At 55.3% G+C, this 25,584-nt stretch carries 27 protein-coding genes and 1 pseudogene; 13 read left to right on the top strand and 15 right to left on the bottom strand.

Annotation, left to right across the window (positions count from 1 at the left end):
• Positions 1 to 14 precede the first annotated feature (14 nt).
• Complete coding sequence (locus AC0L6A_RS11525; RefSeq protein WP_473290159.1) at positions 15 to 233, bottom strand: cold-shock protein; 219 nt, start codon at positions 231 to 233, stop codon at positions 15 to 17.
• Positions 234 to 502: 269 nt separating this feature from the next.
• Here AC0L6A_RS11525 and AC0L6A_RS11520 point away from each other — a divergent pair, with 269 nt between their 5' ends.
• From AC0L6A_RS11520 to AC0L6A_RS11500, 5 genes are all read left to right on the top strand, one after another.
• Positions 503 to 838, top strand: a complete 336-nt coding sequence (locus AC0L6A_RS11520; RefSeq protein WP_473290158.1) for an arsenate reductase family protein — start codon at positions 503 to 505, stop codon at positions 836 to 838.
• 36 nt (positions 839 to 874) lie between these two features.
• The gene (locus AC0L6A_RS11515; RefSeq protein ID WP_473290156.1) at positions 875 to 1,231 is read left to right on the top strand and encodes a hypothetical protein; all 357 of its coding nucleotides are present in this window, start codon (positions 875 to 877) and stop codon (positions 1,229 to 1,231) included.
• A gap of 201 nt (positions 1,232 to 1,432) precedes the next feature.
• Entirely contained in the window at positions 1,433 to 2,779 is a 1,347-nt protein-coding gene (locus AC0L6A_RS11510; protein WP_473290154.1) for a uracil-xanthine permease family protein, read from the top strand.
• 486 nt (positions 2,780 to 3,265) lie between these two features.
• On the top strand, positions 3,266 to 3,679 hold the full coding sequence (locus AC0L6A_RS11505) for a hypothetical protein (protein WP_473290152.1): 414 nt from the start codon (positions 3,266 to 3,268) through the stop codon (positions 3,677 to 3,679).
• A gap of 101 nt (positions 3,680 to 3,780) precedes the next feature.
• Positions 3,781 to 4,917, top strand: a complete 1,137-nt coding sequence (locus tag AC0L6A_RS11500; RefSeq protein ID WP_473290151.1) for an O-antigen ligase family protein — start codon at positions 3,781 to 3,783, stop codon at positions 4,915 to 4,917.
• Here the strand turns inward: AC0L6A_RS11500 and AC0L6A_RS11495 are convergent.
• Complete coding sequence (locus AC0L6A_RS11495; RefSeq protein WP_473290149.1) at positions 4,899 to 5,795, bottom strand: sulfotransferase; 897 nt, start codon at positions 5,793 to 5,795, stop codon at positions 4,899 to 4,901. The genes AC0L6A_RS11500 and AC0L6A_RS11495 overlap by 19 nt on opposite strands.
• Positions 5,796 to 6,564: 769 nt before the next feature.
• Positions 6,565 to 6,717 (bottom strand): hypothetical protein, encoded by a 153-nt coding sequence (locus AC0L6A_RS11490; RefSeq protein ID WP_473290148.1) that lies wholly within the window; start codon positions 6,715 to 6,717, stop codon positions 6,565 to 6,567.
• On the opposite strand from AC0L6A_RS11490, the gene AC0L6A_RS11485 reads away from it, so the two are divergent.
• Complete coding sequence (locus AC0L6A_RS11485) at positions 6,711 to 7,238, top strand: glycosyltransferase (protein WP_473290146.1); 528 nt, start codon at positions 6,711 to 6,713, stop codon at positions 7,236 to 7,238. The genes AC0L6A_RS11490 and AC0L6A_RS11485 overlap by 7 nt on opposite strands.
• 361 nt (positions 7,239 to 7,599) lie before the next feature.
• Here the strand turns inward: AC0L6A_RS11485 and AC0L6A_RS11480 are convergent.
• The 5 genes and pseudogenes from AC0L6A_RS11480 to thrS all read right to left on the bottom strand — a co-directional run bounded on the left by AC0L6A_RS11480 (position 7,600) and on the right by thrS (position 12,574).
• Positions 7,600 to 8,149: pseudogene (locus AC0L6A_RS11480) on the bottom strand (DoxX family protein).
• A gap of 21 nt (positions 8,150 to 8,170) precedes the next feature.
• Complete coding sequence (locus tag AC0L6A_RS11475) at positions 8,171 to 8,959, bottom strand: HvfC/BufC N-terminal domain-containing protein (protein ID WP_473290145.1); 789 nt, start codon at positions 8,957 to 8,959, stop codon at positions 8,171 to 8,173.
• The gene (gene bufB / locus AC0L6A_RS11470) at positions 8,956 to 9,822 is read right to left on the bottom strand and encodes an MNIO family bufferin maturase (protein ID WP_473290143.1); all 867 of its coding nucleotides are present in this window, start codon (positions 9,820 to 9,822) and stop codon (positions 8,956 to 8,958) included. The genes AC0L6A_RS11475 and bufB overlap by 4 nt, the downstream gene beginning before the upstream one ends.
• A gap of 93 nt (positions 9,823 to 9,915) precedes the next feature.
• Positions 9,916 to 10,209 (bottom strand): BufA1 family periplasmic bufferin-type metallophore, encoded by a 294-nt coding sequence (locus AC0L6A_RS11465; RefSeq protein ID WP_473290142.1) that lies wholly within the window; start codon positions 10,207 to 10,209, stop codon positions 9,916 to 9,918.
• Between the two features lie 418 nt (positions 10,210 to 10,627).
• On the bottom strand, positions 10,628 to 12,574 hold the full coding sequence (gene thrS / locus AC0L6A_RS11460) for a threonine--tRNA ligase (RefSeq protein ID WP_473290140.1): 1,947 nt from the start codon (positions 12,572 to 12,574) through the stop codon (positions 10,628 to 10,630).
• 160 nt (positions 12,575 to 12,734) lie between these two features.
• Between thrS and AC0L6A_RS11455 the strand changes: the two genes are divergently transcribed.
• The 4 genes from AC0L6A_RS11455 (at position 12,735) to AC0L6A_RS11440 (ending at position 15,919) form a co-directional block, all read left to right on the top strand.
• The gene (locus AC0L6A_RS11455; protein ID WP_473290138.1) at positions 12,735 to 13,403 is read left to right on the top strand and encodes a DNA-3-methyladenine glycosylase I; all 669 of its coding nucleotides are present in this window, start codon (positions 12,735 to 12,737) and stop codon (positions 13,401 to 13,403) included.
• Between the two features lie 14 nt (positions 13,404 to 13,417).
• Positions 13,418 to 14,179, top strand: coding sequence for an alpha/beta fold hydrolase (locus tag AC0L6A_RS11450; RefSeq protein WP_473290137.1), 762 nt, complete (start codon positions 13,418 to 13,420; stop codon positions 14,177 to 14,179).
• On the top strand, positions 14,176 to 15,144 hold the full coding sequence (locus AC0L6A_RS11445) for an alpha/beta hydrolase (RefSeq protein ID WP_473290135.1): 969 nt from the start codon (positions 14,176 to 14,178) through the stop codon (positions 15,142 to 15,144). Before AC0L6A_RS11450 ends, AC0L6A_RS11445 begins: the two co-directional genes overlap by 4 nt.
• 64 nt (positions 15,145 to 15,208) lie before the next feature.
• Complete coding sequence (locus tag AC0L6A_RS11440; RefSeq protein WP_473290134.1) at positions 15,209 to 15,919, top strand: alpha/beta fold hydrolase; 711 nt, start codon at positions 15,209 to 15,211, stop codon at positions 15,917 to 15,919.
• A gap of 55 nt (positions 15,920 to 15,974) precedes the next feature.
• On the opposite strand, the gene phaZ is transcribed toward AC0L6A_RS11440, so the two are convergent.
• Positions 15,975 to 17,282 carry a polyhydroxyalkanoate depolymerase gene (gene phaZ, locus AC0L6A_RS11435; protein WP_473290132.1) on the bottom strand — a complete coding sequence of 436 codons (1,308 nt, stop codon included), beginning with the start codon at positions 17,280 to 17,282 and terminating at the stop codon, positions 15,975 to 15,977.
• A gap of 111 nt (positions 17,283 to 17,393) precedes the next feature.
• On the opposite strand from phaZ, the gene AC0L6A_RS11430 reads away from it, so the two are divergent.
• The 3 genes from AC0L6A_RS11430 (at position 17,394) to phaR (ending at position 20,540) form a co-directional block, all read left to right on the top strand.
• A complete protein-coding gene (locus AC0L6A_RS11430) occupies positions 17,394 to 19,199 on the top strand; it encodes a PHA/PHB synthase family protein (protein WP_473290131.1) in 1,806 nt (601 codons plus the stop codon).
• Positions 19,200 to 19,349: 150 nt separating this feature from the next.
• Positions 19,350 to 19,793 carry a Phasin gene (locus AC0L6A_RS11425; protein ID WP_473290129.1) on the top strand — a complete coding sequence of 148 codons (444 nt, stop codon included), beginning with the start codon at positions 19,350 to 19,352 and terminating at the stop codon, positions 19,791 to 19,793.
• Positions 19,794 to 19,970: 177 nt separating this feature from the next.
• Positions 19,971 to 20,540 (top strand): polyhydroxyalkanoate synthesis repressor PhaR, encoded by a 570-nt coding sequence (phaR, locus tag AC0L6A_RS11420; RefSeq protein WP_473290128.1) that lies wholly within the window; start codon positions 19,971 to 19,973, stop codon positions 20,538 to 20,540.
• Between the two features lie 74 nt (positions 20,541 to 20,614).
• On the opposite strand, the gene lexA is transcribed toward phaR, so the two are convergent.
• From lexA to AC0L6A_RS11390, 6 genes are all read right to left on the bottom strand, one after another.
• Positions 20,615 to 21,313 carry a transcriptional repressor LexA gene (lexA, locus tag AC0L6A_RS11415; protein WP_473293474.1) on the bottom strand — a complete coding sequence of 233 codons (699 nt, stop codon included), beginning with the start codon at positions 21,311 to 21,313 and terminating at the stop codon, positions 20,615 to 20,617.
• 171 nt (positions 21,314 to 21,484) lie between these two features.
• Positions 21,485 to 22,657 (bottom strand): molybdopterin molybdotransferase MoeA, encoded by a 1,173-nt coding sequence (locus tag AC0L6A_RS11410; RefSeq protein WP_473290126.1) that lies wholly within the window; start codon positions 22,655 to 22,657, stop codon positions 21,485 to 21,487.
• The gene (moaC, locus tag AC0L6A_RS11405; RefSeq protein WP_473290124.1) at positions 22,657 to 23,154 is read right to left on the bottom strand and encodes a cyclic pyranopterin monophosphate synthase MoaC; all 498 of its coding nucleotides are present in this window, start codon (positions 23,152 to 23,154) and stop codon (positions 22,657 to 22,659) included. Before moaC ends, AC0L6A_RS11410 begins: the two co-directional genes overlap by 1 nt.
• Complete coding sequence (gene trpC / locus AC0L6A_RS11400) at positions 23,151 to 23,951, bottom strand: indole-3-glycerol phosphate synthase TrpC (RefSeq protein WP_473290122.1); 801 nt, start codon at positions 23,949 to 23,951, stop codon at positions 23,151 to 23,153. Before trpC ends, moaC begins: the two co-directional genes overlap by 4 nt.
• A gap of 36 nt (positions 23,952 to 23,987) precedes the next feature.
• Positions 23,988 to 25,004: an anthranilate phosphoribosyltransferase gene (trpD, locus tag AC0L6A_RS11395; RefSeq protein WP_473290121.1), complete on the bottom strand. Its 1,017-nt coding sequence runs from the start codon at positions 25,002 to 25,004 to the stop codon at positions 23,988 to 23,990.
• Positions 25,001 to 25,582, bottom strand: coding sequence for an anthranilate synthase component II (locus tag AC0L6A_RS11390; protein WP_473290119.1), 582 nt, complete (start codon positions 25,580 to 25,582; stop codon positions 25,001 to 25,003). The genes trpD and AC0L6A_RS11390 overlap by 4 nt, the downstream gene beginning before the upstream one ends.
• Positions 25,583 to 25,584: the final 2 nt, after the last annotated feature.

Raw genomic sequence — 25,584 nt, 5'->3', positions numbered from 1 at the left:
GTGATCAGAACCGATCAATCGGCCAGTTCAAGATCCACAGCTGACGCGCGGCCGTCACGGCCCTCTTGCAGGTCATAGCGAACCTTTTGGTTGTCAGCGAGGCCCGTCAGGCCCGAACGCTCGACAGCCGAGATGTGTACAAACACATCGTTGCCACCTGCTTCTGGGGCGATGAAGCCGAAGCCTTTTGTGGTGTTGAACCATTTTACGGTGCCGGTTTGTTTATCGGACATATCCGTCTCTCCTTAGGTGATGTCCCTGCACTGTGCAGGGTCTTCGTCGTGCAGTCAGGTATCGTCCGACTGCATGAAAGGAGGCGGTAGATAGTTCTGTCTTACCCCTTTGACATGGGGCGCGGGGCGTCGAAAAGCAAGAAAAACCTTAAAAACGCCTGATTTGCAGCGGAACTCTGCATCCTTTCGTTTCACGCCATATGGGGTCATAAATGGCGCTGGTGGCACCATCAGGGGGCTGCGTGACAGGAATATGACAGGGGGCATCAATGCGCGTCTGGGGACTGAAAAATTGTGATACCTGCCGCAAGGCAGTGAAGGCGCTGGAAGGCGCGGGGCATGCGTTGGACTATGTGGATGTGCGTGCCGATGGCGTTGACCGCGAGGATCTGGAACGCTTCTTTGCGGCCTTTGGCGAGGCGCTGGTGAACAAGCGTTCAACCACGTGGCGCGGATTGCCGGACGATGAACGGGCCGGGGCTCCGGTTGCGCTGTTGGCTGGGAACCCAACCTTGATGAAACGCCCTGTGATCGAGGCAAATGGCGACTTGACGCTGGGTTGGGATGCAAAAACGCAAGCGAAATGGTTGGCGAACGGTAATTGATCCCTTATCTGGGATGAATGAGCAGGAGGAAAAACGATGCGTAATGCCGCTTTGGTTCTTGGTGTGATTGCAGGTGTTCTTGGCATGATCGTCGGGTTTTTTGGATTTGGATATACAGAGGCGATTGACCGGTTTGGCGAGCTTCCTGACTTGGCCGAGCAGGTGGACAACCCCGGCCGGGTTCGTGTGTTTGCACTGATCGCGCCGCTTCTGGCGCTGGCAGGTGGTGCGATGGCGCGGTCCGTGGCGCAGATTGGGGGCGGGCTGATGCTTGCGTCGGCTGCGGGGATGTATTTTGCCTTTGGTTACAACGTATTCACGATGTTCCCAATCGCACTGGCCGCATTGGGTGGCATTCTGGCATTGGCGGCGACCAAGCCCGACCCGCACTAAGTCACCCACGAAAATCTAAAAATTGAAGCGCCTGTGGAGCCAATCCGCAGGCGTTTTTTGCTGCCCTGCGGCGTTGGGTTTTCTGCACTTGCGTGACTAGAATTTGCATTAAAGGCCGATCGCGGCCAGTCTCAGTTTCATAAAAGAAGCGGAAAACCCGCTCTCAGAAACGGGCAAAGCCCCAGCGAACAGGGAAGTGAAATGACAGATATTAGTAACGCAGAGGCCCTGCGGGACCCCAACTACATGCCTCCATTGGGGCAAGCGGTGCCGCTTGGCATTCAACATGTTCTGGCGATGTTTGCCTCGAACGTCACGCCGGCCATCATCGTTGCAGGTGCGGCTGGCTTCGGCTTCGGGTCTAACTCACCAGATTTTCCGGTCATGCTTTACATGATCCAGATGTCGATGCTGTTTGCAGGCATCGCAACACTCATTCAGACGATTGGCATGGGACCCGTGGGGGCGCGTTTGCCCATTGTACAGGGGACAAGTTTTGCCTTCCTTCCCGTGATGATCCCGGCAGTGGCCGGTCAGGGCGTGGCCGGAATGGCGGGATTGATGACAGGCGTCATGATCGGTGGGGTGTTCCATTTCCTGCTGGGCACCGTAATCGGCAAAATCCGATTTGCGTTGCCGCCTTTGGTCACGGGGTTGATCGTTTTGATGATCGGTTTGTCCCTTGTGAAAGTCGGCATTCAATATGCCGCAGGTGGTGTGCCTTTGATGGGCAAACCTGAGTTTGGCAGCCTGAACATGTGGATTCCCGCACTGGTCGTCGTGGTGGTCACGCTGGCGATCAAGTTCTTCACACGAGGCTTCATGGCCGTCGCAGCGGTCTTGGTTGGTCTGATTGCAGGCTACGTCGTCGCCATGCTGATGGGGCAGGTGAGCTTCGGCAATGTCGGACGTGCATCATGGTTTGCGGTACCAACGCCCTTCAAGTGGGGCATGGATTTCAACGGCGCCATCATCATCGGCATGTGCTTCATGGCTGTAATTTCGGCGATTGAAACCGTGGGCGATACGTCAGGCATCACCAAAGGTGGCGCAGGGCGCGAAGCAACGGATGACGAGATTTCAGGCGCGACCTATGCAGATGGTTTGGGAACAGCTATTGCCGGCATCTTTGGCGGCCTTCCGAACACGTCGTTCAGTCAGAATGTTGGCTTGATCAGCATGACTGGCATGATGAGCCGCCACGTGGTGACCATCGGTGCGCTGTTCTTGATCGTTTGCGGGTTGGTTCCGAAAATCGGATCAATCGTATCCACAGTGCCAATTAACGTGCTTGGTGGCGGTGTGATCGTCATGTTCGGCATGGTTGCGGCCGCTGGTCTGAACATGCTGTCCGAGGTGACTTGGAACCGTCGCAACATGGTGATTTTCGCCGTGTCACTGTCGATGGGGCTTGGACTTCAGCTGGTTCCTGAAGCGCTTCAGCATATGGGCCGGACCTGGCAGATCTTGCTGACCTCGGGCCTGTTGCCCGCGGCCTTCTTGTCGATCGTGCTGAACTTGGTGCTGCCGGAAGAACTGGGCGAATAAAACCTGTCCTTTGAAGATCAAATGAGACTTGAAAAGATGCTCTCAAGCCTTTGACAAACCCCGCTCTTTTGAGCGGGGTTTCCTTTGTGTTGTTCGGCAGAAGTTGCTTTGGTGTTCAAACGTTCGCGTGCATCGGCCCCGACATGACGGATGATTGTTTTTGCTGCCTTTGGAGCGATTGTGCAGGAGGCGAGAAATGGACAGTTCCTTCGGCTAGCCGGTTCGGTTCTGACGAGGCGATAGCCTTGCCGCCCTGTGGAGGCCTAAGGATGGCGTTCCCTTAGGGGCAGCGATAGACATCCGCATCTGCATCATAGTGATACTGATGCGTGTGCATCATGTTGTTGTGGCCTCAGCGCAAAAGTTGGGATGGCGCTCGCGCGAAGCAGGTATATGGTGTTCACAAAGTCTATTTCCATGTATTGACTGAATGAGGCTGGGCTATTCGCCATCTATTTTGCTTCAAGCCGCCTGAGTGGGGGATCCATGCCAAAAGTTTTCCGGCGCCTTGTCCATTTCGACGATACCGCCCCTCGCATTCTGCGGAATGCCGGCTATCTCGGCCCCGATGGACTCAACTATATCCCGCTTGTTGCAACTGCGTTTTTGATATCTTTACGACCTACCACGATCGCACTATTGAAGTTATTTGACCGCTTGGGCTTTCTTACGATATTGGACTGCTGCCTGGTTGTCATTCGGCTGACTATCGAAGCTGTGGTTTGGGCGTTCGATCTTGGGATAAAAGCTTTTAGTGTCATGTTGCTTCTGCTCAATCTATCCGATGGTATCGTGGCTATTGCCCTGTCATTACAAGAGATTTCTCTGCGTGGGTATCGTAGCCTGAGAGGCCTATGGTATCTGGAGATGTGCTCTCTTTCGGAAAAGCCTGCCGCATGAGTAACGCAGGCCCGATAACCGCGAACTACTCCCCTGTCCGACAGGCGCCCACCAAGCGGTTGGAGTTGTATTTGGCAATCGCTACGGTTGCGTTATCGCCTATGAATTACCTTCGCCTTGACGTGGCCTATTTTACGGCCAGCGACTTGTTCGGGCTCATGACGTTGGTTGCTATGCTGCTCAACCGCAGCGTGCCGCTGCGTTTTTACGGGCCAGTGACGTCGCTCTGGCTCTTTTCGCTCATACTTTTTCTCGGCGGGTTACTTCTTAGTTCGATCGTACAGGGCAATCCTGTCGACGGCCTTGTTGTATTTATTCAGTATTTCTACTCGTTGATTGTAATCCCGATAATCATCTCTTGCCGACGTCTGGAAGAAACGTTTCTGCTGATGCGGGTGCTTATTTTTTCTATGGTAGCGATCATGTTGCATGGCATTTATCTGGTTACTTATGTGCCCGATGTTAGTCATCAACTTGTTTCGGGCAGTGGGCGTCTGCGCTCGCTTTTGGAGCGCGAGAATGCAGCGGGTGCCATGGCAGCTATCACGATCACATTTAGCGTCTATCTGCGAATGGTCGGGAAGTTCCCACTGAAGTATTTCTTACCGGTTATAGCTATCCTGTTTTATGGTTTGATGCTTACCGGATCGAATACTGGATTTGGCGCGACGCTCCTGGGGGTCGGCTTGGTACTTCTGTTGGTAGGAAGCATTCGCGCCATTCTTACTACGGCAGGTCTTGGGATTGCTTTCTATTTGATCGCTCTGCAAATTGGCGATTTGTTTCTGCCCGAAATCTTCCAAAAGCGCGTATTCGGCGCGCTGACTTCGGCGGATCTCGAGCAAGCGGGAACTTTTTCGGACCGGTATGAATTGATACAAGAGGCAATCCAGTTCTCTACTGAAACGGTGTGGCTTGGTCTTGGCGCTAACCAGTACCGGGTGTTAAGCGACCATGGTGCGCCGGTGCACAATTCTTACCTGCTGATTTTGTCAGAAGGCGGGCTCTTCTCATTACTTGGTTTTTGCGGCTTATTCTTCTCGGCGTCGGCGTTGGGAGTAAGTGCCTATAGATCGCGTGAGAGCCGGGCACACGGTGCCATCACACTGGTCACGGTTATTCTGTTCGCTCTTTTGCTGAATGCATTCGCACATTTTTACGCCCGTTTCTGGCATGTGCCGCTGGCAATTGCGATTAGCCTTAGTCTGCCGCGTGCTGCTTATTCAAGGTACCGGTAACGTCTGAGCTGGGTACCTGCTGCCATTTCGACTTGTTTTCTCGACGCTTTTGAAATTTCAAGTTCCCAAGCATCGTCATATCGCAAAGCCACGGGCCCTTTCATCCGCAGTCGGCTTCCCGCCATCTGGTGTGCGGGTTCAATTTTTGCGCCTTCTGAAATCTGCTTTGCAATTGCCGAGAGATCTGCGCCGATTGCCTCAGATATCCGTGTCATCTCAGTCAGCGGGTCGCGGGCAAGGTCTTCATATCGGACGCGAACCGAGTGTTCTGATGGAAGACAGGCTCGTAACTTCTCTGCGACGCTATTGTACATCCGCCATCTCAGAGCAGTTCGAAGGTATGGGCGTGGCACAATCTTCTTCTGCACGCCTTTCGCAACATCAAGGGGAAGTGTCCGGCCCATGGCATGCGCTACTGCGCGGGCGTCGCGAACCAGATGGATCACCCGCAGGTCAACATCTGGATCTTGAGCCAATGCAAGCGCCCGCCCGGGTGCTTTGGACGAGTCTAGAATGATGGGTTGCCCCGTCTCGGCGCGAATGGCCGAAAACATCGACCGTGATTGGGCGAGATATGCGTCGAGCTTTCTGCCCCCGATCATGCGAACAGGAGCATAGAGCGGCTCGATAGCGCGCTGCAGGGCAAGATAGTCGTCTGGATCACAATCCTTGGTCCAGCGCTCCATGACCGGTGCCCACACCTCGCAATCTCTCAGTCGATCACCGCAGGCGCAATACTCATTCTCTCTCCAAACATGTCGGCTCATGGCCGAGATCTCACCGGATCCGAATATCTCGGGGTGCATCCCCAACATGATATCGACCACAGTTGATCCGCTGCGGCCGTAGCCGGCGATGTAGATAATCTTTGATTTCATTCGAGTCCCCAGCGGCCGGTAAAGTGTCTTTAAAGTAGCCCGTTTCGCTGTCGACGCAGACTCTTTTTTAGGATAACTTACTAGATTATTGATCTATTGTTGAGTTTGGCAGTAATTACTAAAATAGTGGTTGGCGGAGCGCTCATGCGTGTCGCAACGGAACCGACGACACGTCTTGCGCTAAGCGACATACTTGAAGTCATTATCGCAGTCCTGTCGTTTTGTGCAAACAATGAGCGCTTTTTTTTGCGTTTTTCCTGAGGTCATTTTTTTGAACCAGTTGCGAATACTATTTCCTTTCATTGGAGGCAAAACCGTCGGTGGCAGCCATATTTCAGCCCTTAAACTTGTAGCTGGGTTGGACCGCAGCCGTTTCTCCCCAACTATTTTGTTGCATGACCTTGATGGAGAGGGGCCGGGACGGCTGGGAGAGTACATCCATTCATTGGGACTTGAATATCAGACACTGCCGGATGTCCCGATTATGTCCTCGTCGCACAGCACGACCTCAAGCCCGATTTCGGTTAGAACTTATCTTACCCGAACACTGCCTACTCTGCGGCGACTATTGGTGAAGGGTGGCTATGACATCGTCCACACCAACGACGGACGGATGCATGCCAATTGGGCCGCACCTGCGCGCCTCGCAGGTTGCCGACTGCTATGGCATCATCGCGAGGATCCAACGAGTTTTGGGGTCAACACCATCGCGCCCTTTCTTGCAAACCGAATTGCGACTGTTTCAAATTTCGCGCGCCCGTCCCGCCCTTTATTGCCTGTCAAACGGCGCACCCATGTCGTCCACAGCCCATTTGAATTCGATGAACAGCCTGATCGAGAGGCGGCTCGCGCCGCTCTTTTGCACGAGATCGGAGCTGGTGAAGAAGCGCTGCTCCTTGGTTTTTTTGGATTCTTGTGCCACGCAAACAACCAGTTGCCTTCGTTGAGGCGGTGGCGGAAACGGTCAAGGCACTCCCCGATCGGGATGTTCGTGGATTGTTTTTCGGTGAAGCTATCCTACCTCATGCGCCGCTTGACCGCGAAGCACAGGCATTGGCCGATCGCCTTGGGATCAGTGACCGCATCCATTTTATGGGCTTCAGACGGCCGATCGATGGACCGATGGCGGCGATGGACGCAACAATCGTGACAGCTCTGAATGAACCCTTCGGCCGAACGCTGATCGAGGCGATGTATCTGGGTGTACCGGTGGTTGCTACACGGCACGGTGGCAACATAGAAGCCATAGAGGACGGCCGGACAGGGCGGCTTGTGCCGGTAGGTGATGCGAGCGCCATTGCTGATGCGATTGTACAGCTAGAAAGTGATCCAGAATACCGCGCAGCCATTGTTGCTGCTGCCAGTGAGGATCTGGTCAGTCGTTACGGTACGGAGCGCCACATAGAACTGATCACCCAGATTTACGAAGATTACCTGACTTAAACGCCACTGGGACGGGTTCGTAGTATTCGCATCGGAGGGTTTATCGATGTGGAAAGGGGGGGCACGAATTGGTAACACCGCGCGTCGGGTGGCAAGGCCAACGAATAGGTTCGCCGAATTCCTTATGAGTGCATCCACATCGAACAGGCTGATCGCGTCAGTGAAGTAAGCGCCATCGCAGCTTTTAAAGTACCATTTCCTGCGAACTGATCACATTTCGTAGGTCAAACTGCGATCAGTAGTTCGTGCTAAAGCCAACCATATAACAAGAAAGAAGGCCGGGCTGCGAAAATGCAAACCCGACCTTTGTCAGTGACCCGAGAGCACCTGACAGGGTGCTCTTTTTTTGAGGTGAAGCCGGTTATCTGAGCTTTAACAGTCGATCCACCGACAGCGTACCCGCGCCTTTGAAAACGAGGATCAGAAGCACAACGACCCAGAACAGGCGTTGGTCCAGGATGATGCTGTCTGGAATGCGATCGAACCAAGCGCCCAAGGTCTCAGCATGTTCAATGCCACCGTGACCAAACAGGTCAGTGAGGCTTTGAACGATGACAAACCCGATCATACCAAGCGACGCCAGACGTGTGAACAGCCCGATTACGATCAAAAGCGGTAGGATGAACTCTGCTACGATGCCGGCAAAGACGACGGTCCAGTGGAAGAAACTAAGATCGCCGACGTTGTAGCTGGCGGCCTCCATCGCTTTGGGGAAGAATCTGTGCGTAGGCCCCCAGTGAGGGCTTGAAGATGCCAAGCAACCCAGGACCGACCTTGGTCAGGGCTGAGGCCCAGAAATACCCCAGCAGCGTGGCCGCAAAGGTGAATCGCGCCAGTAGCGGGAGGGCCTCGGGGGCTAAACGATCAGCCAGCCCGGCCAGCCGGTTGTGAATGTTAGCCAAGGCGAGCATGGCAATGTCCTTCCTTCTTCTTCAGTCGTCCCGGTCTATGCCGGTTATTGCTTGCGCCGCGATCAGGACCGTCAGCGTTTCAGTCAAATCGAAATTCGGTGTTTCAGATGTGGCAAGACCCAAGGCCGTCCCAAAACTACGCCCTTTCAAAAGGGAGCTGACAAAGGACGCAGCACCTTCGGGCAACAGGTAAGTATTGGGCTCAAATCCGATGCGCGAAATCAGGATGTCTTCGCCACCTGCCGATGGCTGTGGCCCGTCGGTCATATTGAAATCCCAAATGGATTTGGCGGGCCATTTTGCGCGCAGGACCTCGCAGGCAGGGGCCAGAGTAAGGCGGGCTTCCATCAGCTCGTGCTGGGTAAGGGCCGTCAGGTCTGCGGGATCGATCGGATCGGCATCGCCTGCGTGATAGGCGCGGCGCAAGGCCAGCTCCAACCGGGCAACATCGGGTAGATATTTCAGGTGCAGCGTGCCGGGGAAGCTTTCCAGAAAGCCCGGTAAGGCGGCCCCGTAATGCATCATCAATTGCGATGCCGGGGGATGGATGCGCAGATAGACCTTTGCCATCTCGCGGAAAAATTCGTCCCCCAGAAGCTTTGCCAGAACTGGAAAACCTGTCAGCATCGCCTCGGACAGGCTGTGGACCACATTGTTTCGATAAACCGAAAACCGTTTCGATGCCTGCTGACCATCCGGGTTCACCAACCCCTCAGGAACATCAGCCTGTGCATTCAAGATCGCGTTTCGAAAGTCGGTTTGGCTGACTGAAACGCGCGCCGAAGGCTGCGAAAGGGTATCTTGCGTCATGCCGGCACCTTTTGAATTTGCTTTGCCATCTGGGACGTGGCGCGTGCGGCTTCGCTTTCCAAAATGTCCCAGTCGGGAACATCGTTATCCCATTCGATCAGGGCTGGACGTGGACCACTGCGCGCGATGACATGGTCAAACAGCGCCCATACGGGTTCGTCCACCGGCTTGCCATGGCTGTCGATCAACAGCTTGCGGCCAAGCTCATCCGCATCTTCGTCGTGTCCCGCCAGGTGGATCTCTTCGACCAGCTCAAGCGGGTAGGCATCCAGATAATCCAATGCCTCAAACTCAAGATTGGTTGCCGAGATGAACACGTTGTTCACGTCCAGCAGCAAGCCACAACCAGTGCGACGCGCGACCTCGCGGATGAAATCCGGTTCTGACCATGTGCTTTCAGCAAATGCCAGATACGAGGACGGGTTTTCCAACAGCATCTTGCGGCCCAGAAGCTCTTGCACTTCGTTGATATGGGCGGTGACGCGGTTCAGCGTTTCGTTTGTGTAGGGCAGGGGCAGCAGGTCGTTCAGGAACGCGCTGTCATGGGTCGACCACGCCAGATGTTCTGAAAAGCTGGCGGGGTTAAGCCAATCGACCAGCTTTTTCAGGCGGGCCAGATGTTCAGGGTCCAAACGGGTCTCGCCCCCAATGGAAGCGCCGACACCATGTACGGAAATCGGAAAATGTTCGGCAAGGTGACGCAATTGCGCGATTTGGCGACCGCCATCCCCCATGTAATTCTCGGCGTGGATTTCTAGCCATGAAACGGCGCCAGGGGCGTTCAGAAGGTCTTGGAAATGCTGCGGTTTGTATCCAACGCCAGCGCCATCAGGAAGCGTTGTGTGATTGCGTCGATCCAGCATGTCAAAGCCCTTCGTATTTTTGTTTCAAGTGTGCTCTGGCCAAGCGATGTTGGCCAGAGCGTTTTCTTGGGATGAGCCAGCTATCCGTGCGGATTAGCCGGGCAGGTTCATTTCGGTCGCTTCCAGCGTACCCATGTGCTTTTTGCCGTCTGCATCGGTGATTTCCATGGTTTCGCACGAACCGGCCGGAACCAGTTTCCAAGCGTTACCCTGATAGTCTACGGTCGACGAACCGGCGCATGTGGTGCCGGGGCCAGCGGCGCAGTCGTTCTGACCTGCCAGCGAAACGCCGAAGCATTTTTCATTGTCTTCAGCAAAAGCAGGAGCAGCGTTGGCAGCTACAGCAGCGGTGACGGCGCCCAGGATGGCTACAGTTTTTTTCGACATCGAGTTTCCTTTCGGGTTTTAAATTCGATCCGCTTCGAAGCGGTAAGGGAAAGTTAGGCGGCGAAATGCGTTGTCTCCACTCACGAAAACGTGGATCACAGGCCTGTTAAGGCGACGTGATCGCTGTTCACGACCGTGTGAGCTTCGTGAGTAAGCGATTACACGCTCAGGGCCTGTAATTATTGGTATTCCCTAGGGTTAACCGCCTTGAGCTTTGTGCGTGCGCTCACAGATGTGTCAGGAAATGCTGCAATTGATTTCAGCATACCTCAGGTGGAAATTGCTTTTGTTACAACCTTCTGCGCTGCGGCATGAGCCGTTTCACCACGGATGTGAGCAATTGTAACGAACCATCGGAACAAAAAAACGCCCCCAAACACGAATGTGCGGGGGCGTTTAAGGCGATATTTTAAAAAAATCAGGTCAGGTCAGGCGCTGTTGCTTCGGCTGCAAGGGTGGTTGCGACCTCGTCCAGCGGCAACACTTTGGAATGCTTTTCGCCCAATCGACGCATCGATACACTGCCGTCTTCAACTTCTTTCATGCCGCACGCCAAGATCACCGGCACTTTGCCGACCGAGTGTTCGCGGACTTTGTAGTTGATCTTCTCATTACGGATGTCGGCCTCGGCACGGATGCCTTTGGCTTTCAATGCATCAACCACTTTATGCACATAGTCATCGGCGTCCGACACGATGGCGGCAACTACGACCTGACGCGGAGCCAGCCAGAAGGGCAGTTTGCCCGCGAAGCTTTCGATCAGGATACCGATGAAGCGTTCAAACGAGCCCAGCGTCGCACGGTGCAACATGACCGGGCGGTGCTTGCCGCCATCTTCGCCGACATAAGTCGCGTCCAGACGTTCGGGCAGAACGAAATCCACCTGATGCGTGCCACACTGCCAATCACGGCCGATGGCGTCGGTCAGAACGAATTCCAGCTTCGGGCCATAGAAAGCGCCTTCGCCGGGGTTCAATTCTGGCTCGATCCCTGCTGCACGGGTGGCCGACAACAGAGCGGCCTCGGCTTTGTCCCATACCTCGTCCGATCCGGCGCGCATTTCAGGCCGGTCGGAAAACTTGACCGAGAAGCTTTCGAACCCAAGGTCCTTATAGACGTTTGACAGGAACGAGATGAACTCGGCCGTTTCCAATTCAATCTGATCTTCGCGACAGAAGATGTGCCCGTCATCCTGTGTAAACCCACGCACCCGCATGATCCCATGCAAAGCGCCTGAAGGTTCGTACCGGTTGCATGATCCAAATTCGGCCATCCGCAAGGGCAGATCGCGATAGGATTTCATGCCCTGATTATAGACCTGCACGTGGCACGGGCAGTTCATCGGTTTCAGCGCGTTCACGGACTTCTCGCGGGCATGTTCTTCGTCCACTTCGACGATGAACATATGATCTTGATACTTTTCCCAGTGGCCCGAGGCTTCCCACAGTTTGCGATCCACAACCTGAGGCGTGTTCACCTCGACATAGCCGCCGCGTTTTTGCTGGCGACGCATGTAGTCCTGAAGCTCGGTATAGATCGTCCAGCCGTTCGGGTGCCAGAAGATCTGGCCGGGGGCCTCTTCTTGCATGTGAAACAGGTTCATCTCGCGGCCCAGTTTGCGGTGGTCGCGTTTGGCGGCCTCCTCCAACATCAGCAGGTGCTTTTTCAGGCCGTCTTTGTTCTGGAAGGCCACACCGTAGATACGCTGAAGCATGGCGCGGTCGCTGTCACCACGCCAGTAAGCCCCGGCCACGCTCATCAGTTTGAACGCGTCACCGGGCAGTTGGCCCGTGTGCTGAAGGTGCGGTCCACGGCAAAGATCCTGCCAATGGCCGTGCCAATACATGCGCAGCGGCTCGTCGCCCGGAATGGCCTCGATCAGCTCGACTTTGTACGGCTCGTTGTTGGCCTCATAGAATTTCACCGCGCGGTCACGTTCCCAAATCTCGGTCGTCACAGGCTCGCGCTTGTTGATGATTTCCTTCATCTTCGCTTCGATCGTGCCGAGGTCTTCGGGCGAAAACGGCTCTTCGCGGTCAAAGTCGTAATACCAACCATCTTTGATGACCGGGCCGATGGTGACTTTGACGTCCGGCCAAATCTCTTGCACTGCGCGGGCCATCACATGGGCAAAGTCATGGCGGATCAGCTCAAGCGCCTGCACGTCATCTTTCATCGTGTGAATGGCGATGGAAGCGTCCGCGTTGATCGGCCACTGCATGTCCCAATGGTCACCATCCACAGTGGCGGATATGGCCTTTTTAGCCAGCGAATTGGAAATGCCAGCGGCCACTTCAGCAGGGGTTACGCCTGCGTCATAGTCACGCGAATTGCCGTCAGGAAATGTAAGGGATATCTGGCTCATTGGCCTAGCTCCTCGTCGTTTTGGCGCCCACGGAACGCCCGGTTGCGGGTTATGTGTGGCTGCGTTTTGGCCTGCGCACGTCCCGAAGTCAACGGTGGCGTGGGGAAAATCGCCCTTGCAATCACGAGGGCTGGGGGCAAGATGCGGGCAGGAGGCTTTGATGCGAAAATTTGACGACATTCTGATGATGGCGGTCGAACACAAAGGCTCGTTCGAGGTGGTGCTGGGCGATATTGCAGAGCCGAAATCCACCGCCGAATTGGCCGCGATGGACGACAGTGCATGGTTGGCCTGTTTTGCGAAGGGAATATTCCAAGCAGGGCTGGCTTGGCAGGTGATCGTGAACAAATGGGATGGGATCGAAGAAGCTTTCCACGGGTTCGATATTGGTCGCTGTGCGATGATGTCCGATGAATGGTTTGATGAGCTGCTGGCCGACAAACGCGTGATACGCAGCGCGCCCAAGATCCGCTCTATTCAGGAGAATGCTGTGTTCATTCAGTCGGTTTCCGCGGAAGCTGGCAGCTTCGGACAGAAGATTGGCGATTGGCCTGTAGAAGATTACTTCGGGCTACTGGATTGGTTAAAAGCCAACGGAGCCCGCTTGGGCGGAAACACAGGTGCCTATGCGTTGCGGATGATGGGACGTGACGGGTTCATGATGACACATGACGTTGTGGCCCGGCTGGTTCATGAAGGCGTGATCGACAAGGCGCCGACCTCGAAAGCCGCGAAAGCGGCGGTGCAGGCGGCGTTTAACGACTGGGCGCAGGAAAGTGGGCGTAGTTTCACCGAAATTTCCCGCGTTCTGGCATATAGTATCGACTGAAAAAGGATAGAGGATTGACCGCGTATCTTGATACGGCGCAAGGGCGTCGAATTGCCTATGTGAAAACCGAAGGGGCCGAGGGGTATACTGGACCGACGATCCTGTTTTTGGCTGGCCTTAAATCAGACATGGAAGGCACCAAGGCTGTCGCGCTGGAAGCATGGGCCAAGTCGCAAGGGCGCGCTTTCGTGCGTTTCGACTATTCAGGACACGGTGCCAGCTCGGGCGAGTTTGCGGAAGGCTGCATCGGTGACTGGCATGAAGACACGCTTGAGGTCGTGGATAACGTGATCGACGGGCCGGTTCTGGCCGTGGGAAGTTCGATGGGGGGCTGGCAGTCGCTTCTTTTGTCACGCGCGCGCCCTGATCGCGTGATGGGATTGGTGACCATCGCCGCGGCCCCGGATTTCACAGAAGACGGATATTGGGCCGGATTTTCGGATGAGCAAAAGGCCGAGCTGGAGCGCGAGGGTTTCCTGTCGATCCCGTCAGATTATGACGAGGATTATATCATCACGAAGCGCATGATCGAAGATGGGCGTGATCACATGGTATTGCGGACCGCGCTGCGGTTGGACATGCCTGTACGCTTTCTGCAGGGCACCGAGGACACCGCCGTCCCGACGTCTCAGGCTGTGAAGCTGTTGGAACATGCAGAAGGTGAGGACATTCGCTTAACGCTTGTGAAAGGTGCCGACCATCGGTTCTCGGATGAGGAATGTCTGCGCTTGATACAGAAAATGGTGAAGGTCGTTCTGACCCGAGGTGAAGCATGAAGAACCTATTGCGAGGAGCCATGGGCTTGGCCGCAGTTATCGCGGCTGCTTTTGTGATTGGCCCATATGAGCCGGTCAATCTTGAAGTCCAGTTCGACGACGCAGCGATTGGGGCCGACCCTGACGCCTATCTAACCCGGCGTGAGGCGGTGTTTGATGATCTGATCGTGGGCGCCGAGAAGCAGATAATCTGGGCAGGTGAAGCTGGGCAGAAGACGCCGCTTTCGGTTGTCTATATCCACGGCTTTTCGGCCTCTCATCAGGAAATCAGCCCCGTGCAGAAAATGGTGGCTGAAGAGCTCGGGGCCAATCTCTATAACACGCGTCTGGCTGGGCACGGTCGCAGCTCTGATGCGATGGCTGGTCCGACTGTAAACGACTGGATGGTTGATTTTTCCGAGGCGATGGCGATCGGGCGCGCTATTGGGGATGAGGTCTTGATCATAGCGACCTCAACCGGTGGAACGATTGCGGCACTTGGTATGTTCGACGAACAGGCAGCGCAGGGGGTGAAAGGCATCACCTTCATCTCACCGAATTTTGGCATCAACCATGCTGCTGCGCCACTTCTGACCTTTCCGGCGGCACGCCATTGGTTGCCATTGGTTTCCGGCGCGACCCGTGGTTTTGAACCATTGAATGACGAACAAGCAAAGTTCTGGACCGAAAGCTATCCCACCACAGCGCTGATGCCGATGGCGGCTATGGTCAAAGTTGCTGCAAACTCGGGTTATCGGATCGTTTCAGTCCCCGCATTGTTTATCTATTCGAAAAACGATCAGGTGGTTTCTGCCAAAGCGACCGAGAAAGTGGCGAGTGGTTGGGGCGGCATCGTGCACCGGTACGAAGTTATGCCTGCAGCTGGACTAGATCCAATGGAACATGTGTTGGCGGGTGACATTGTCAGCCCAAATGGCACGGCCCCCACGGTTGAAAAAATTCTGGACTGGGCACGCGGGTTATAGCTTGCGTGCCTCATCTGGCCGGGTCACTGTCGGGATGAGGCAGAAAAATATAAGCGAGACAGTGATGCAAGAACCCTTGGTTCTGATCCCCGGAATGATGTGCGATGCACGCGTATTCGGGCCGCAAATCAATGACCTATCGCGGGATCATACCGTGATTGTTGCCGCACCCACACGTGGTGAAACCGTGCGTGAAATGGCGGCGTTGTTGCTTGAGGAGTTACCAGATCGGTTTGCACTTGCGGGCCTTAGCCTTGGCGGCATTGTTGCGATGGAAATGGCGCGCCGTGCGCCTGATCGCGTGAACCGGCTGGCATTGATTTCGACAACGCCCTTGTCTGACACTCCGGCGCAAGCCACGTGGCGCGAGCCGCAAATTGTGCGAGCAAGCGCGGGACGGTTGGATGAGGCGATGGCCGAGGCATTCCCGGCGGATTGTCTTGCCCTGACTGATGGGAAGGCTGCGATATTGGATTTGGTGTATCAGATGGCGCACGATTTGGGGCCTGAGGTTTTCGTGCGGCAAGCACGCGCGCTTCAACGTCGACCAGATGCACAACGTTCGCTTCAGCGTCTGAAAGTGCCGACTATGGTGATGTGTGGGGCGCATGATACACTGACCCCACCCAAGCGGCATGAAACAATGTCCGAGTTGATCCATGATGCAGAGCTTGTCGTTTTGCCGGATGCGGGGCATTTGCCGACGCTGGAGATGCCAGAGCATGTGAGTATCGGCATCAGGGCTTGGATGGATCTGCCACTACAGTTGCGGTGACACAAAAAAAACGCGCCGTCTGGCGCGTTTTCCGTTTTGAGGCTGTCTGTTAGCTTTACCCAACGACCTTTTTCAATGCGACCGGCTTGCCCTTCTTGGCAGCCTTTTTCTTTGCGGCTTGTGCTGCATGGCGACCAGCATTTTGGTCAATGAAGTCCAAAACCAACGGTCTGATATTGGTGCGCCAGCTTTTGCCCGCGAAAATACCATAGTGGCCGGCCCCTTCTTCAACGTGGCTGGCTTTTTTGTCATCCGATAGGCCGGTCAACATATCCAATGCTGCGATGCATTGGCCGGGTGCGGTTATGTCGTCTTTGGTGCCTTCGACGGTTTTCACTGCTACATCGGTGATCTTGCCGATATCAACTTTGTGCCCATCAACCATGAATTCATTCTTTGCGATCTCGCCGTGTTTGAACACGCGTTCAACCGTCGACAAGTAGAATTCTGCGGTCATGTCCATCACGGCCAGATACTCATCATAAAAGCGATTATGCTTGTCGTGATCCGACGCCTCGCCCTTGGCCACGCGCATGATCTGATCAGCAAATGCTTTTGAATGGGTTTCGGAATTCATGGACATGAAGCCCGCCAACTGCAGAAGGCCCGGATAAACCATCCGTCCAGCACCTGCGTATTTAAAACCAACGCGCTGAATGGCCATTTCTTCCAACTGGCCCATCGTCACACGACGGCCGAAATCTGTTACGTCAGTGGCCGCGGCGTCCGGATTGATCGGTCCGCCAATCAGGGTCAGAGTCTGAGGCTGTGCTTCGGGATCAATCTCGGCCAAATAGGCAGTGGCGGCAAGCGTCAACGGGGCCGGTTGGCAAACCGCGACAACATTGATGTCCGGACCGAGATTCCGCATGAAATCAACAAGATAGAGTGTGTAGTCTTCGACGTCGAACTTGCCTTCACTGACTGGAATGTCGCGGGCATTGTGCCAGTCGGTCACGTACACTTCCGCATCGGGCAGAAGGCTTGCAACAGTAGAATGTAGAAGCGTTGCATAGTGCCCGGACATGGGGGCAACCAGCATGATGCGGCGGGATTTTTCAGGGCGTCCAAGAACTTTAAACTGGATCAGGTCACCAAAGGGACGCTCGACCAGTTTTTCAACCTGAACAACATGGTCACGGCCATCTTCGGCAACAACGCTGGTGATGCCCCAATCGGGTTTCACGATCATGCGGTGGAAGCTGCGTTCTGCGACCTCACCCCATGCTGCCATCATTTGAAAAAACGGGTTCGGGACCAGCGACGTGGCCGGATAGGACCCCATTGCTGCAGCCGTAGCACCGAGCCACTGATTCGTGTTTCGGATGGTCTCCATCAGGTCGTAGGTCGCCATGTATCGCATGTACTGCCCCTATTTAGCCTTTGCATTTTTGTTTCTGCATTCGCATAGTTCTTAACATATGCGGTTTTTAATATGCTGCAACAGCGAAAAGAATAGGGGGGAATTCGTTATATGACAACAGACCAAAAGGTAACACCGCCCGATCAGACGCTTGAAATGACCGAGTTGGGAGAGAATCTCGCTAAGATCGAAGCGCTCTCGACCCGCCTTGGCGAGATCATGGCGAACCGCAAACCGGTGCGCTCCAGCCTTCAGGGTCCGGGGCAGGATTTCTACCTAAAAGCTGCCAGCTCGATGTGGTCAGACATGATGGCAAACCCAGCCAAGATGATTGAACAGCAGGCGGCATTCTGGGGAAAAACGCTGGAGCACGCCGTCGAGGCGCAGGCGGCTCTGATGTCTGGCGAGTTCAAAGCACCGGAAGATCCGGCGCCGAAGGACAGACGTTTCTCGAACCCCCTTTGGGAAACGCACCCGTATTTCAATTATCTAAAACGACAATATCAAATCACCTCGGGTACGATGGCCGAGGCGCTGGACGGCGTGGAAGGTCTAGATGCCGATGAACGCAAGCGGATGGATTTCTTCACTCAGCAAATGATCGACATGATGAGCCCAACGAACTTCCTTGGCACCAATCCCGATGCCATGGAGCGTGCGATTGAAACCAATGGTCAGTCATTGGTGGATGGGCTGGAAAATCTGGTCACTGACTTGGAAGCCAATGAAGGCGAGCTTTTGGTGAAACTTGTCGATGAAAGCGCCTTTGAAGTTGGCGGCAACATCGCCACCACACCCGGCGAAGTCGTTTACCGCAATCGGATGATCGAACTGATCCAGTACGCGCCGACAACTGACAAGGTGCACGCCACACCGCTGATTATCTTCCCGCCCTGGATCAACAAATTCTACATCATGGATTTGAAAGAGCAGAACAGCTTGATCAAGTGGATCGTCGATCAAGGCTATACGCTGTTTGTTGTAAGCTGGGTTAACCCTGATACATCCTATCGCGATGTTGGGTTGGGCGATTACGTCGAAGACGGATACATGGCGGCCATCCGTGAAGTGAAAGACATCACAGACCAGAAGAAGGTGAATGTCGTTGGGTACTGCATTGCAGGCACAACTCTGTCCCTAGTGCTGGCTTTGATGAAAAAGCGCGGTGATAAATCAATAAACTCAGCGACGTTCTTTACCACGCTGACCGACTTCTCGGATCAAGGGGAGGTCGGCGTCTTTCTTGATGATGATTTCGTTAGAGGCATCGAAGAAGAGGTTATGGAGCGCGGGTATCTGGACAGTTTCTTCATGTCGCGCACCTTTTCGTATCTGCGCCCCAACGACCTGATCTATGGCCCCGCGATCAACAGCTACATGCTGGGGAAAACCCCGCCAGCGTTTGATCTTTTGTATTGGAATGGCGACAGCACCAATCTACCGGCCAAGATGACGGTCGAGTATCTGCGTGGTCTCTGCGTAGGGAACGAACTCGCAGACGGCGGCTATGATCTGTTGGGCGAAACACTGTCATTATCGGATGTGGAAACGCCGATCTGCGCCATTGCCTGCGAAACGGATCACATCGCTGCTTGGAAGTCATCTTATCAAGGAATGCGCCAAATGTCGGGGAAGGATAAAACATTTATCCTATCCGAAAGCGGTCATATCGCCGGGATTGTGAACCCACCTTCAAAGAAGAAGTATGGGCACTACACCAACGAAGATTGGCCGGAAGCGCCTGAGGATTGGCAGAAGAACGCCAGCTTCCATGAGGGATCATGGTGGGGACGTTGGGACAAATGGTTGGCCAAAAAGTCTGGGAAAAAGGTGGATGCACGCGAACCGGGCGATTCGTCCCATCCGTCGCTGGCGCCCGCGCCGGGCACATATGTTAAGGCCGTGCCCAAGGATTAGTCCGTCATAAAAGCTTGGAAAGTAACAACTTAAAAGTGTTACATGCTGCAGTGCAGAAAAAGCTTGATTTGCTGCGCTGCAGCATTCATATTGAGTTCAGAAACAAAACGGCGCTTTCTCCCGGCGCCCCCGTTACTCTAGGAGCTTAAAATGACCAAGACTCAAGATTACACAAAAATGTTCCAGGACATGATGGCCAACTTCCCGCTGGACATGTCTGTTGCTCAAGACGCCTTCAAAAATCAGGCTGCTATGGGCGAGAAAATGACCAAAGTTGCTCTGCAGGCTGCAGACAAATCGGCTGAAATCTCGACCAAATGGACCAAAGAAACTTTGGCCAAAATGGGCGATGTTTCTGCTGCTAAAGAAGACGCCGCAGACTACACCAAAGCAATGACCGACTTCGCTTCGGCTCAAGCTGAGCTGGCTGCTGAGAACATGGCTGCTTTCGCTGAAGTTGCCAAAAAAGTTCAAGCTGAAACCGTTGAGCTGATGATGGCTGCTGGCCAAGAGATGGGCGAAGAAGCTCAGGCTGCTGTTAAGAAAGCCTCGGACGAAGTTTCGAAGGCTGCCAAAAAAGCAACCGCTAAATAAGCACTGGAATTCCTGCCGGGCACTCCTCCCTGCCGGCACCTTCCTGAAGGACGAGCCAATGGCTCGTCCTTTTTTGTTTTCTACCCCTGCAAGGAATTTGAGCAAAAGTCTTGCCTTTGCGGACCGCGCTGTTAGGCTTTTGCAGTGCAGAAAGGGAAATTTCTGCGGGGAGGTATTATGAACAAGTCTCAGGACGCTCTGCTGATCAAGCGCTATGCAAGCCGTCGGCTCTACAACACCGAAACGTCCGATTATGTCACATTGGATGATATCGCTGGTTTCATCCGCGATGGCCGAGAGGTGCAGATCATTGATCTGAAGTCAGGTGATGACCTAACACGCCAGTATCTGCTGCAAATCATCGCCGAACACGAAAGCCGTGGTGAAAGCGTTTTGCCTGTGGACGTGCTGACAGATCTTGTCCGGTCTTACACAAGTCAGGCGCAAAGCGTTGTTCCGCAGTTTCTGGCAGCCAGCTTCGAAATGCTGCGCGATGGCCAGTCCAAGATGATGGAAAACCTGGGTACTATGGGAAATCCCATGGCGAACATGCCGGGGTTTGAGGCCATGCAAGCCCAACAGGAAGCCTTCATGAAGGCGATGATGGGGGGCATGCCCGGCTCATCTGGACCTTCGCAAGAAGATGACACCAGCGAGAAGCCCAAAGAAGCCGCGGACAATGACGAATTGGAAAAGATCAAAAAGCAGTTGAGCGATCTTCAAGCCAAACTGTCCAAACTCAGCTGATCCAGGCAGCCAATATTCAAGCAAAAAGCCCGGCACTGACCGGGCTTTTCTTTTGCGTCAACGCAGGGCTGGGATCAGTAAGTCCGGATCAGTCCAACCAGCTTGCCTTGAACCTTAACCTGACCTTCGGGCAGAAGGCGGGTTTCATAGGCTGGGTTGGCAGCTTCAAGCGCGATCATATCGCCGTTCTTACGGAAGCGCTTCAACGTCGCCTCGTACCCATCAACCTGAGCTACAACGATATCACCATTGTCAGCGTGGCCAGTTTCGCGGATCACCACGACGTCGCCATTGTTGATTCCGGCATCGATCATCGAATCCCCTTTGACTTCAAGGGCATAGTGGCGGCCACCTGCACCAAGCATCGCACCGGGAACAGACACATGCTGTGCGCCATCGGTGATTGCTTCGATCGGCTCACCAGCGGCGATGCGACCCAGAAGCGGCAGTTCGTTTACGCTTAGCGCGTCCAATGGCAGGGCGCTGCCCGGCGTGCTTTCGGGGCGTCCACCTTCAACAACGCGCGGCTCAAACCCCGCACGGCCGGAGTTTTCCATGGTTTCGGGCAGTTTCACGATTTCGATGGCACGGGCGCGATGGGCAAGTCGGCGAATAAAGCCGCGTTCTTCCAAAGCCGTAATCAGTCGGTGAATGCCCGACTTCGAGCGCAGATCAAGCGCTTCTTTCATTTCGTCAAACGAGGGCGATACCCCGTCCTTCTGCATCCGTCTGTGGATGAATTCCAGAAGTTCCAACTGCTTTCGGGTCAGCATATGCGTTCCTCCGTCCTCGTTCATGGGCAGAGAACCCTGTCAGGCGACGAAAAATCACCCAATATTCATGGTTCAGCCCTTGGCCCTCGTTGCGGGGCGTTCAAGTGATGTTCTACCCATGTTCTCGATTTGTGTCAACATGGCAGCAGAAAGTCTGGACCGCCTGTTTAACTAAATCGATAGATATTCGATTACATCACCGCTGGAACGTGCAGGGTCGGAACGTGGTCGCACGGCCAATGCATTGGCCTGAGCCAGAACACTAAGAAGAGCACTGTCCTGGCTGTTGAAGATGGTGATCTGATCGCCATCTACGCGCGCGCGCATGTAGTGCTCGCGTGGGCCATTTTCGGCAATATCATCCTTCAGTCGCGCCTGACGACGCGGGGCCGCCGCTTCGCCAAGACCCAACATCGCACGAAGGGCCGGGACAAGGAAAACATGACCACACACCATCGAGGACACGGGGTTTCCGGGCAGACCGATCATAGTGGCGTTGCCCATGCGTCCTGCCATCAGCGGTTTTCCGGGGCGCATCAGGACTTTGTAAAAGCTCTGATCCATGCCCATTTCGGCAGCAACATCGCCAACGATGTCATGATCACCGACGGATGCCCCACCGATCGTGACAATAAGGTCGGCATCGGCGGCCAGTTCCAATGCCGTGCGCAAACTGTCTTTGTTATCGCGTGCGATGGGCAACATGCGGGCGTGACCGCCATTTGCTTCGACCAGTGCTTTCAGACCGAAGGCGTTGGAGGCGATGATCTGGTCTGGGCCGGGCTCTTCGCCGGGCATCACCAGTTCATCCCCCGTGGCCAGCAGAGCAACAATGGGTTTGCGTGCTACAGTCAGCGTGGGCACGTTCATGGCGGCGGCAAGTGCAAGGTCGGCTGGGGTCAAAACGCGTGGGGCAGGGATCGTGTCGCCGGGCGCGAAATCTGCACCAGCAGGGCGCACATGTGGTCCTTTGTCCAACTTACGGGCCAGCGTGATCAGGTCGCCTTTGCGGTCAACATCTTCTTGAATAATAACGCGATTGCTGCCGTCAGGCAGGGGCGCACCTGTAAAAATTCGCACGCATTCACCGGGACCTACACGACCGTCAAACCCATGCCCGGCAGCGCTTTCTCCAATCACGCGGAACATCGCTTCGGGGTCGGCTTCGACGCCATTCAGCGCGTAGCCATCCATAGCTGATGCCGCGAAGGGTGGTTGCAGACGGGTCGCGGTGACAGCGGTGGCAAGGGTGCGGCCGGCGGCCTCGACCAGCGGCACGTCTTCCGTTCCACAAGGCGTGACCAAATCAAAGATTGCGTCCAGCGCCTCGTTCACCGTGATCATCAGCTTGCCCCAGAATCTACCGTGTATGTTCCCGACTTCCCGCCTTCTTTGCGCAGAAGGCGAATGCCTGTGATCTCCATACCCTTTTCAGCGGCTTTGAGCATGTCATAGACGGTCAGACAGGCCACAGAGACAGCGGTCAGGGCTTCCATCTCAACGCCTGTTTGGCCGCCGGTTTTGACCGTGGCTGTGATGCGCACGCCGGGCAGATCGGGCTGGGGTTCAAGCACCAGCGCAACCTTGGTGATTGGCAGCGGGTGGCACAGCGGGATCAAATCGGACGTCTTCTTGGCCCCCATGATTCCGGCCAATCGCGCGACCCCCAGAACGTCACCTTTTTTGGCGGAACCAGAGGTCACCAACGCAAGTGTCTCGGGCGTCATTTTGACAAAACCCTCGGCCAAGGCGACGCGATCGGTCACGGCTTTGTCGGACACGTCGACCATATGGGCCTGACCGTCCGCGTCGAAATGGGTGAGGGGGCTTTTGTCGCTCATGCTGGCACCGGACCGGCAAGGATTGCGCGGGTTGCAGCCTCGACATCGTTCTGCCGCATAAGGCTTTCCCCGATCAGGAAGGACCGTGCGCCATGGGCGGCCATGTCAGCCAAATCCTGCGGCGTGAAAAGCCCGCTTTCGCACACCAGATGGCGTTCGGCCCCTGCCAATTTTGACAGGCGTCGCGTTGTGTCGAGCGAGGTTTCGAACGTCTTCAGATTGCGGTTGTTCACGCCCAGAAGCGGTGATTTCAAGATCGTCGCGCGTTCGAGCTCTTCTTCATCATGCACTTCGACCAGAACATCCATGCCCCATGAAAAGGCTGCATCTTCAAGCTCTTGCGCCTGTGCATCCTCAACAGACGCCATGATGATTAGGATGCAGTCAGCCCCCAGCGCGCGCGCCTCGGCGACCTGATAGGTGTCATACATGAAATCCTTGCGGAGCGCTGGCAGGGATACCGCCGAACGTGCGGCCACAAGAAACTCGTCCGCCCCTTGGAACGACGGCGTGTCAGTCAGCACAGACAGGCAGGAAGCGCCACCCGCCTCATAGGCTTTGGCCAATTCGGGTGGGTTGAAATCCTCGCGGATCAGACCCTTTGACGGACTGGCTTTCTTCACCTCGGCGATCAAGCCATAGCCTGTTTCGGCGTCTTTCATCAGCGATGCAGCGAAGCCCCGCGTGGGGGACGCTTCGCGGGCGGCTGCCTCGACCTCGGACATTGGGCGGTCGGCTTTGCAGGCGGCCACATGCTCAAGTTTGTAGGCTTTGATCTTATCTAGAACGGTGCTCATGAGACGGGTTTAAGTCCTTGAAGGGGCAGGGGCAAGTCAGGCGGCCGAAGTCAGCGCAGCCAGCGCTTCGATTTTGGCTTTGGCAGCCCCGCTGTCGATGCTTTGGGCCGCCATTTCGACGCCAGCTTTCAAGTCACTGACTTTGTCGGCGACAATCAAAGCAGCAGACGCATTCAGAAGGACAGCGTCGCGATAAGCAGACGCTTCCCCTGCCAGCAAAGCCCGGAAAGCCACTGCATTTTCCGCAGGTTCGCCACCCAAGATTGACGCCAGCTTGTGAACGGGCAGCCCCGCATCCTCGGGGTGGATTTCACGCGCGTGGATCTTGCCGTCTTCCAATGCCGCGACAGAGGTAGGTCCGGTGATCGAGATTTCGTCCATCCCATCAGCGCCATGAACCAACCACGCCTTTTCAGAACCCAAGGATTGAAGCGTTTCGGCCATCGGGAAGATCAGGTCAGCAGCAAAAGCTCCAGTCAGCTGGCGTTTGGCGCCAGCAGGGTTGGTGAGCGGGCCAAGGATGTTGAAGATCGTCTTACAGCCCATTTCTTGACGCACCGGCATGACATGTTTCATCGCCGGATGGTGCATCGGGGCCATCATGAAGCCGATCCCGACTTCATTTATCGCACGTTCGGCGACATCTGCACCGACCATCACGTTCACACCCATTTCGGTCAGCGCGTCCGCAGCGCCGGATTTGGACGACAGGTTGCGGTTACCGTGCTTTGCGACGGTGACGCCAGCACCTGCCACGACAAAGGCCGTCGCGGTCGAGATGTTCAGCGTGCCCATCCCGTCACCGCCGGTCCCGACGATGTCCATAGCGCCGACAGGAGCTGATACTTTGGCGCATTTCGCGCGCATGACAGCCGCCGCCGCAGCGTATTCAGCAACACTTTCACCACGGGCGCGCATGGCGGCCAGAAGCGCACCAATCTGTGCAGGCGTCGCGCGGCCTTCAAACAATTCTTCAAATGCCGCCTCAGCCTGCGCACGCGAAAGGGGTCCTTCGGTGGCTGCATAGATCAGGGGCTTCATTGCGTCGCTCATGCGGGCACCTTTGTTTTCTTCAAGAAGTTATCAAGCATCGCGTGACCGTGTTCCGACCGAATGCTTTCGGGGTGGAACTGCACGCCTTCGATCTCAAGCTCTTTATGGCGCAGCCCCATGATCAGGCCGTTGTCCAGCTCGGCGGTGATCTCAAGGCAATCGGGCAGGGTGGCGCGGTCCACGACAAGCGAATGATAACGCGTCGCCTGAAGTGGCGAGGGCAGACCTTCAAACACGCCTTTGCCTTCGTGGCGGACCTCTCCCATCTTGCCATGCACGATTTCGGGCGCGCGGATCACATCGCCGCCGAAAGCCTCGCCAATGGTTTGATGGCCAAGACAAACCCCGAAAAGAGGGATCTTTGCTTCTGCAGCCGCCATGGTCAGCGGCAGACAGATGCCTGCCTGCGCAGGGTCACATGGGCCCGGAGACAACACGATGCCGTTGGCCCCCATGCCCATCGCCTCTTGCACATCCAGCGCATCATTGCGGCGCACAACCACATCGGCCCCAAGCTCTCCAAAGTAATGGACGAGGTTGTAGGTGAAGCTGTCATAGTTATCGATCAACAGGATCATCT

The organism is Aliiroseovarius sp. D2-2 (assembly GCF_055809455.1).
This window is presented reverse-complemented; position numbering and strand designations above follow the sequence as displayed.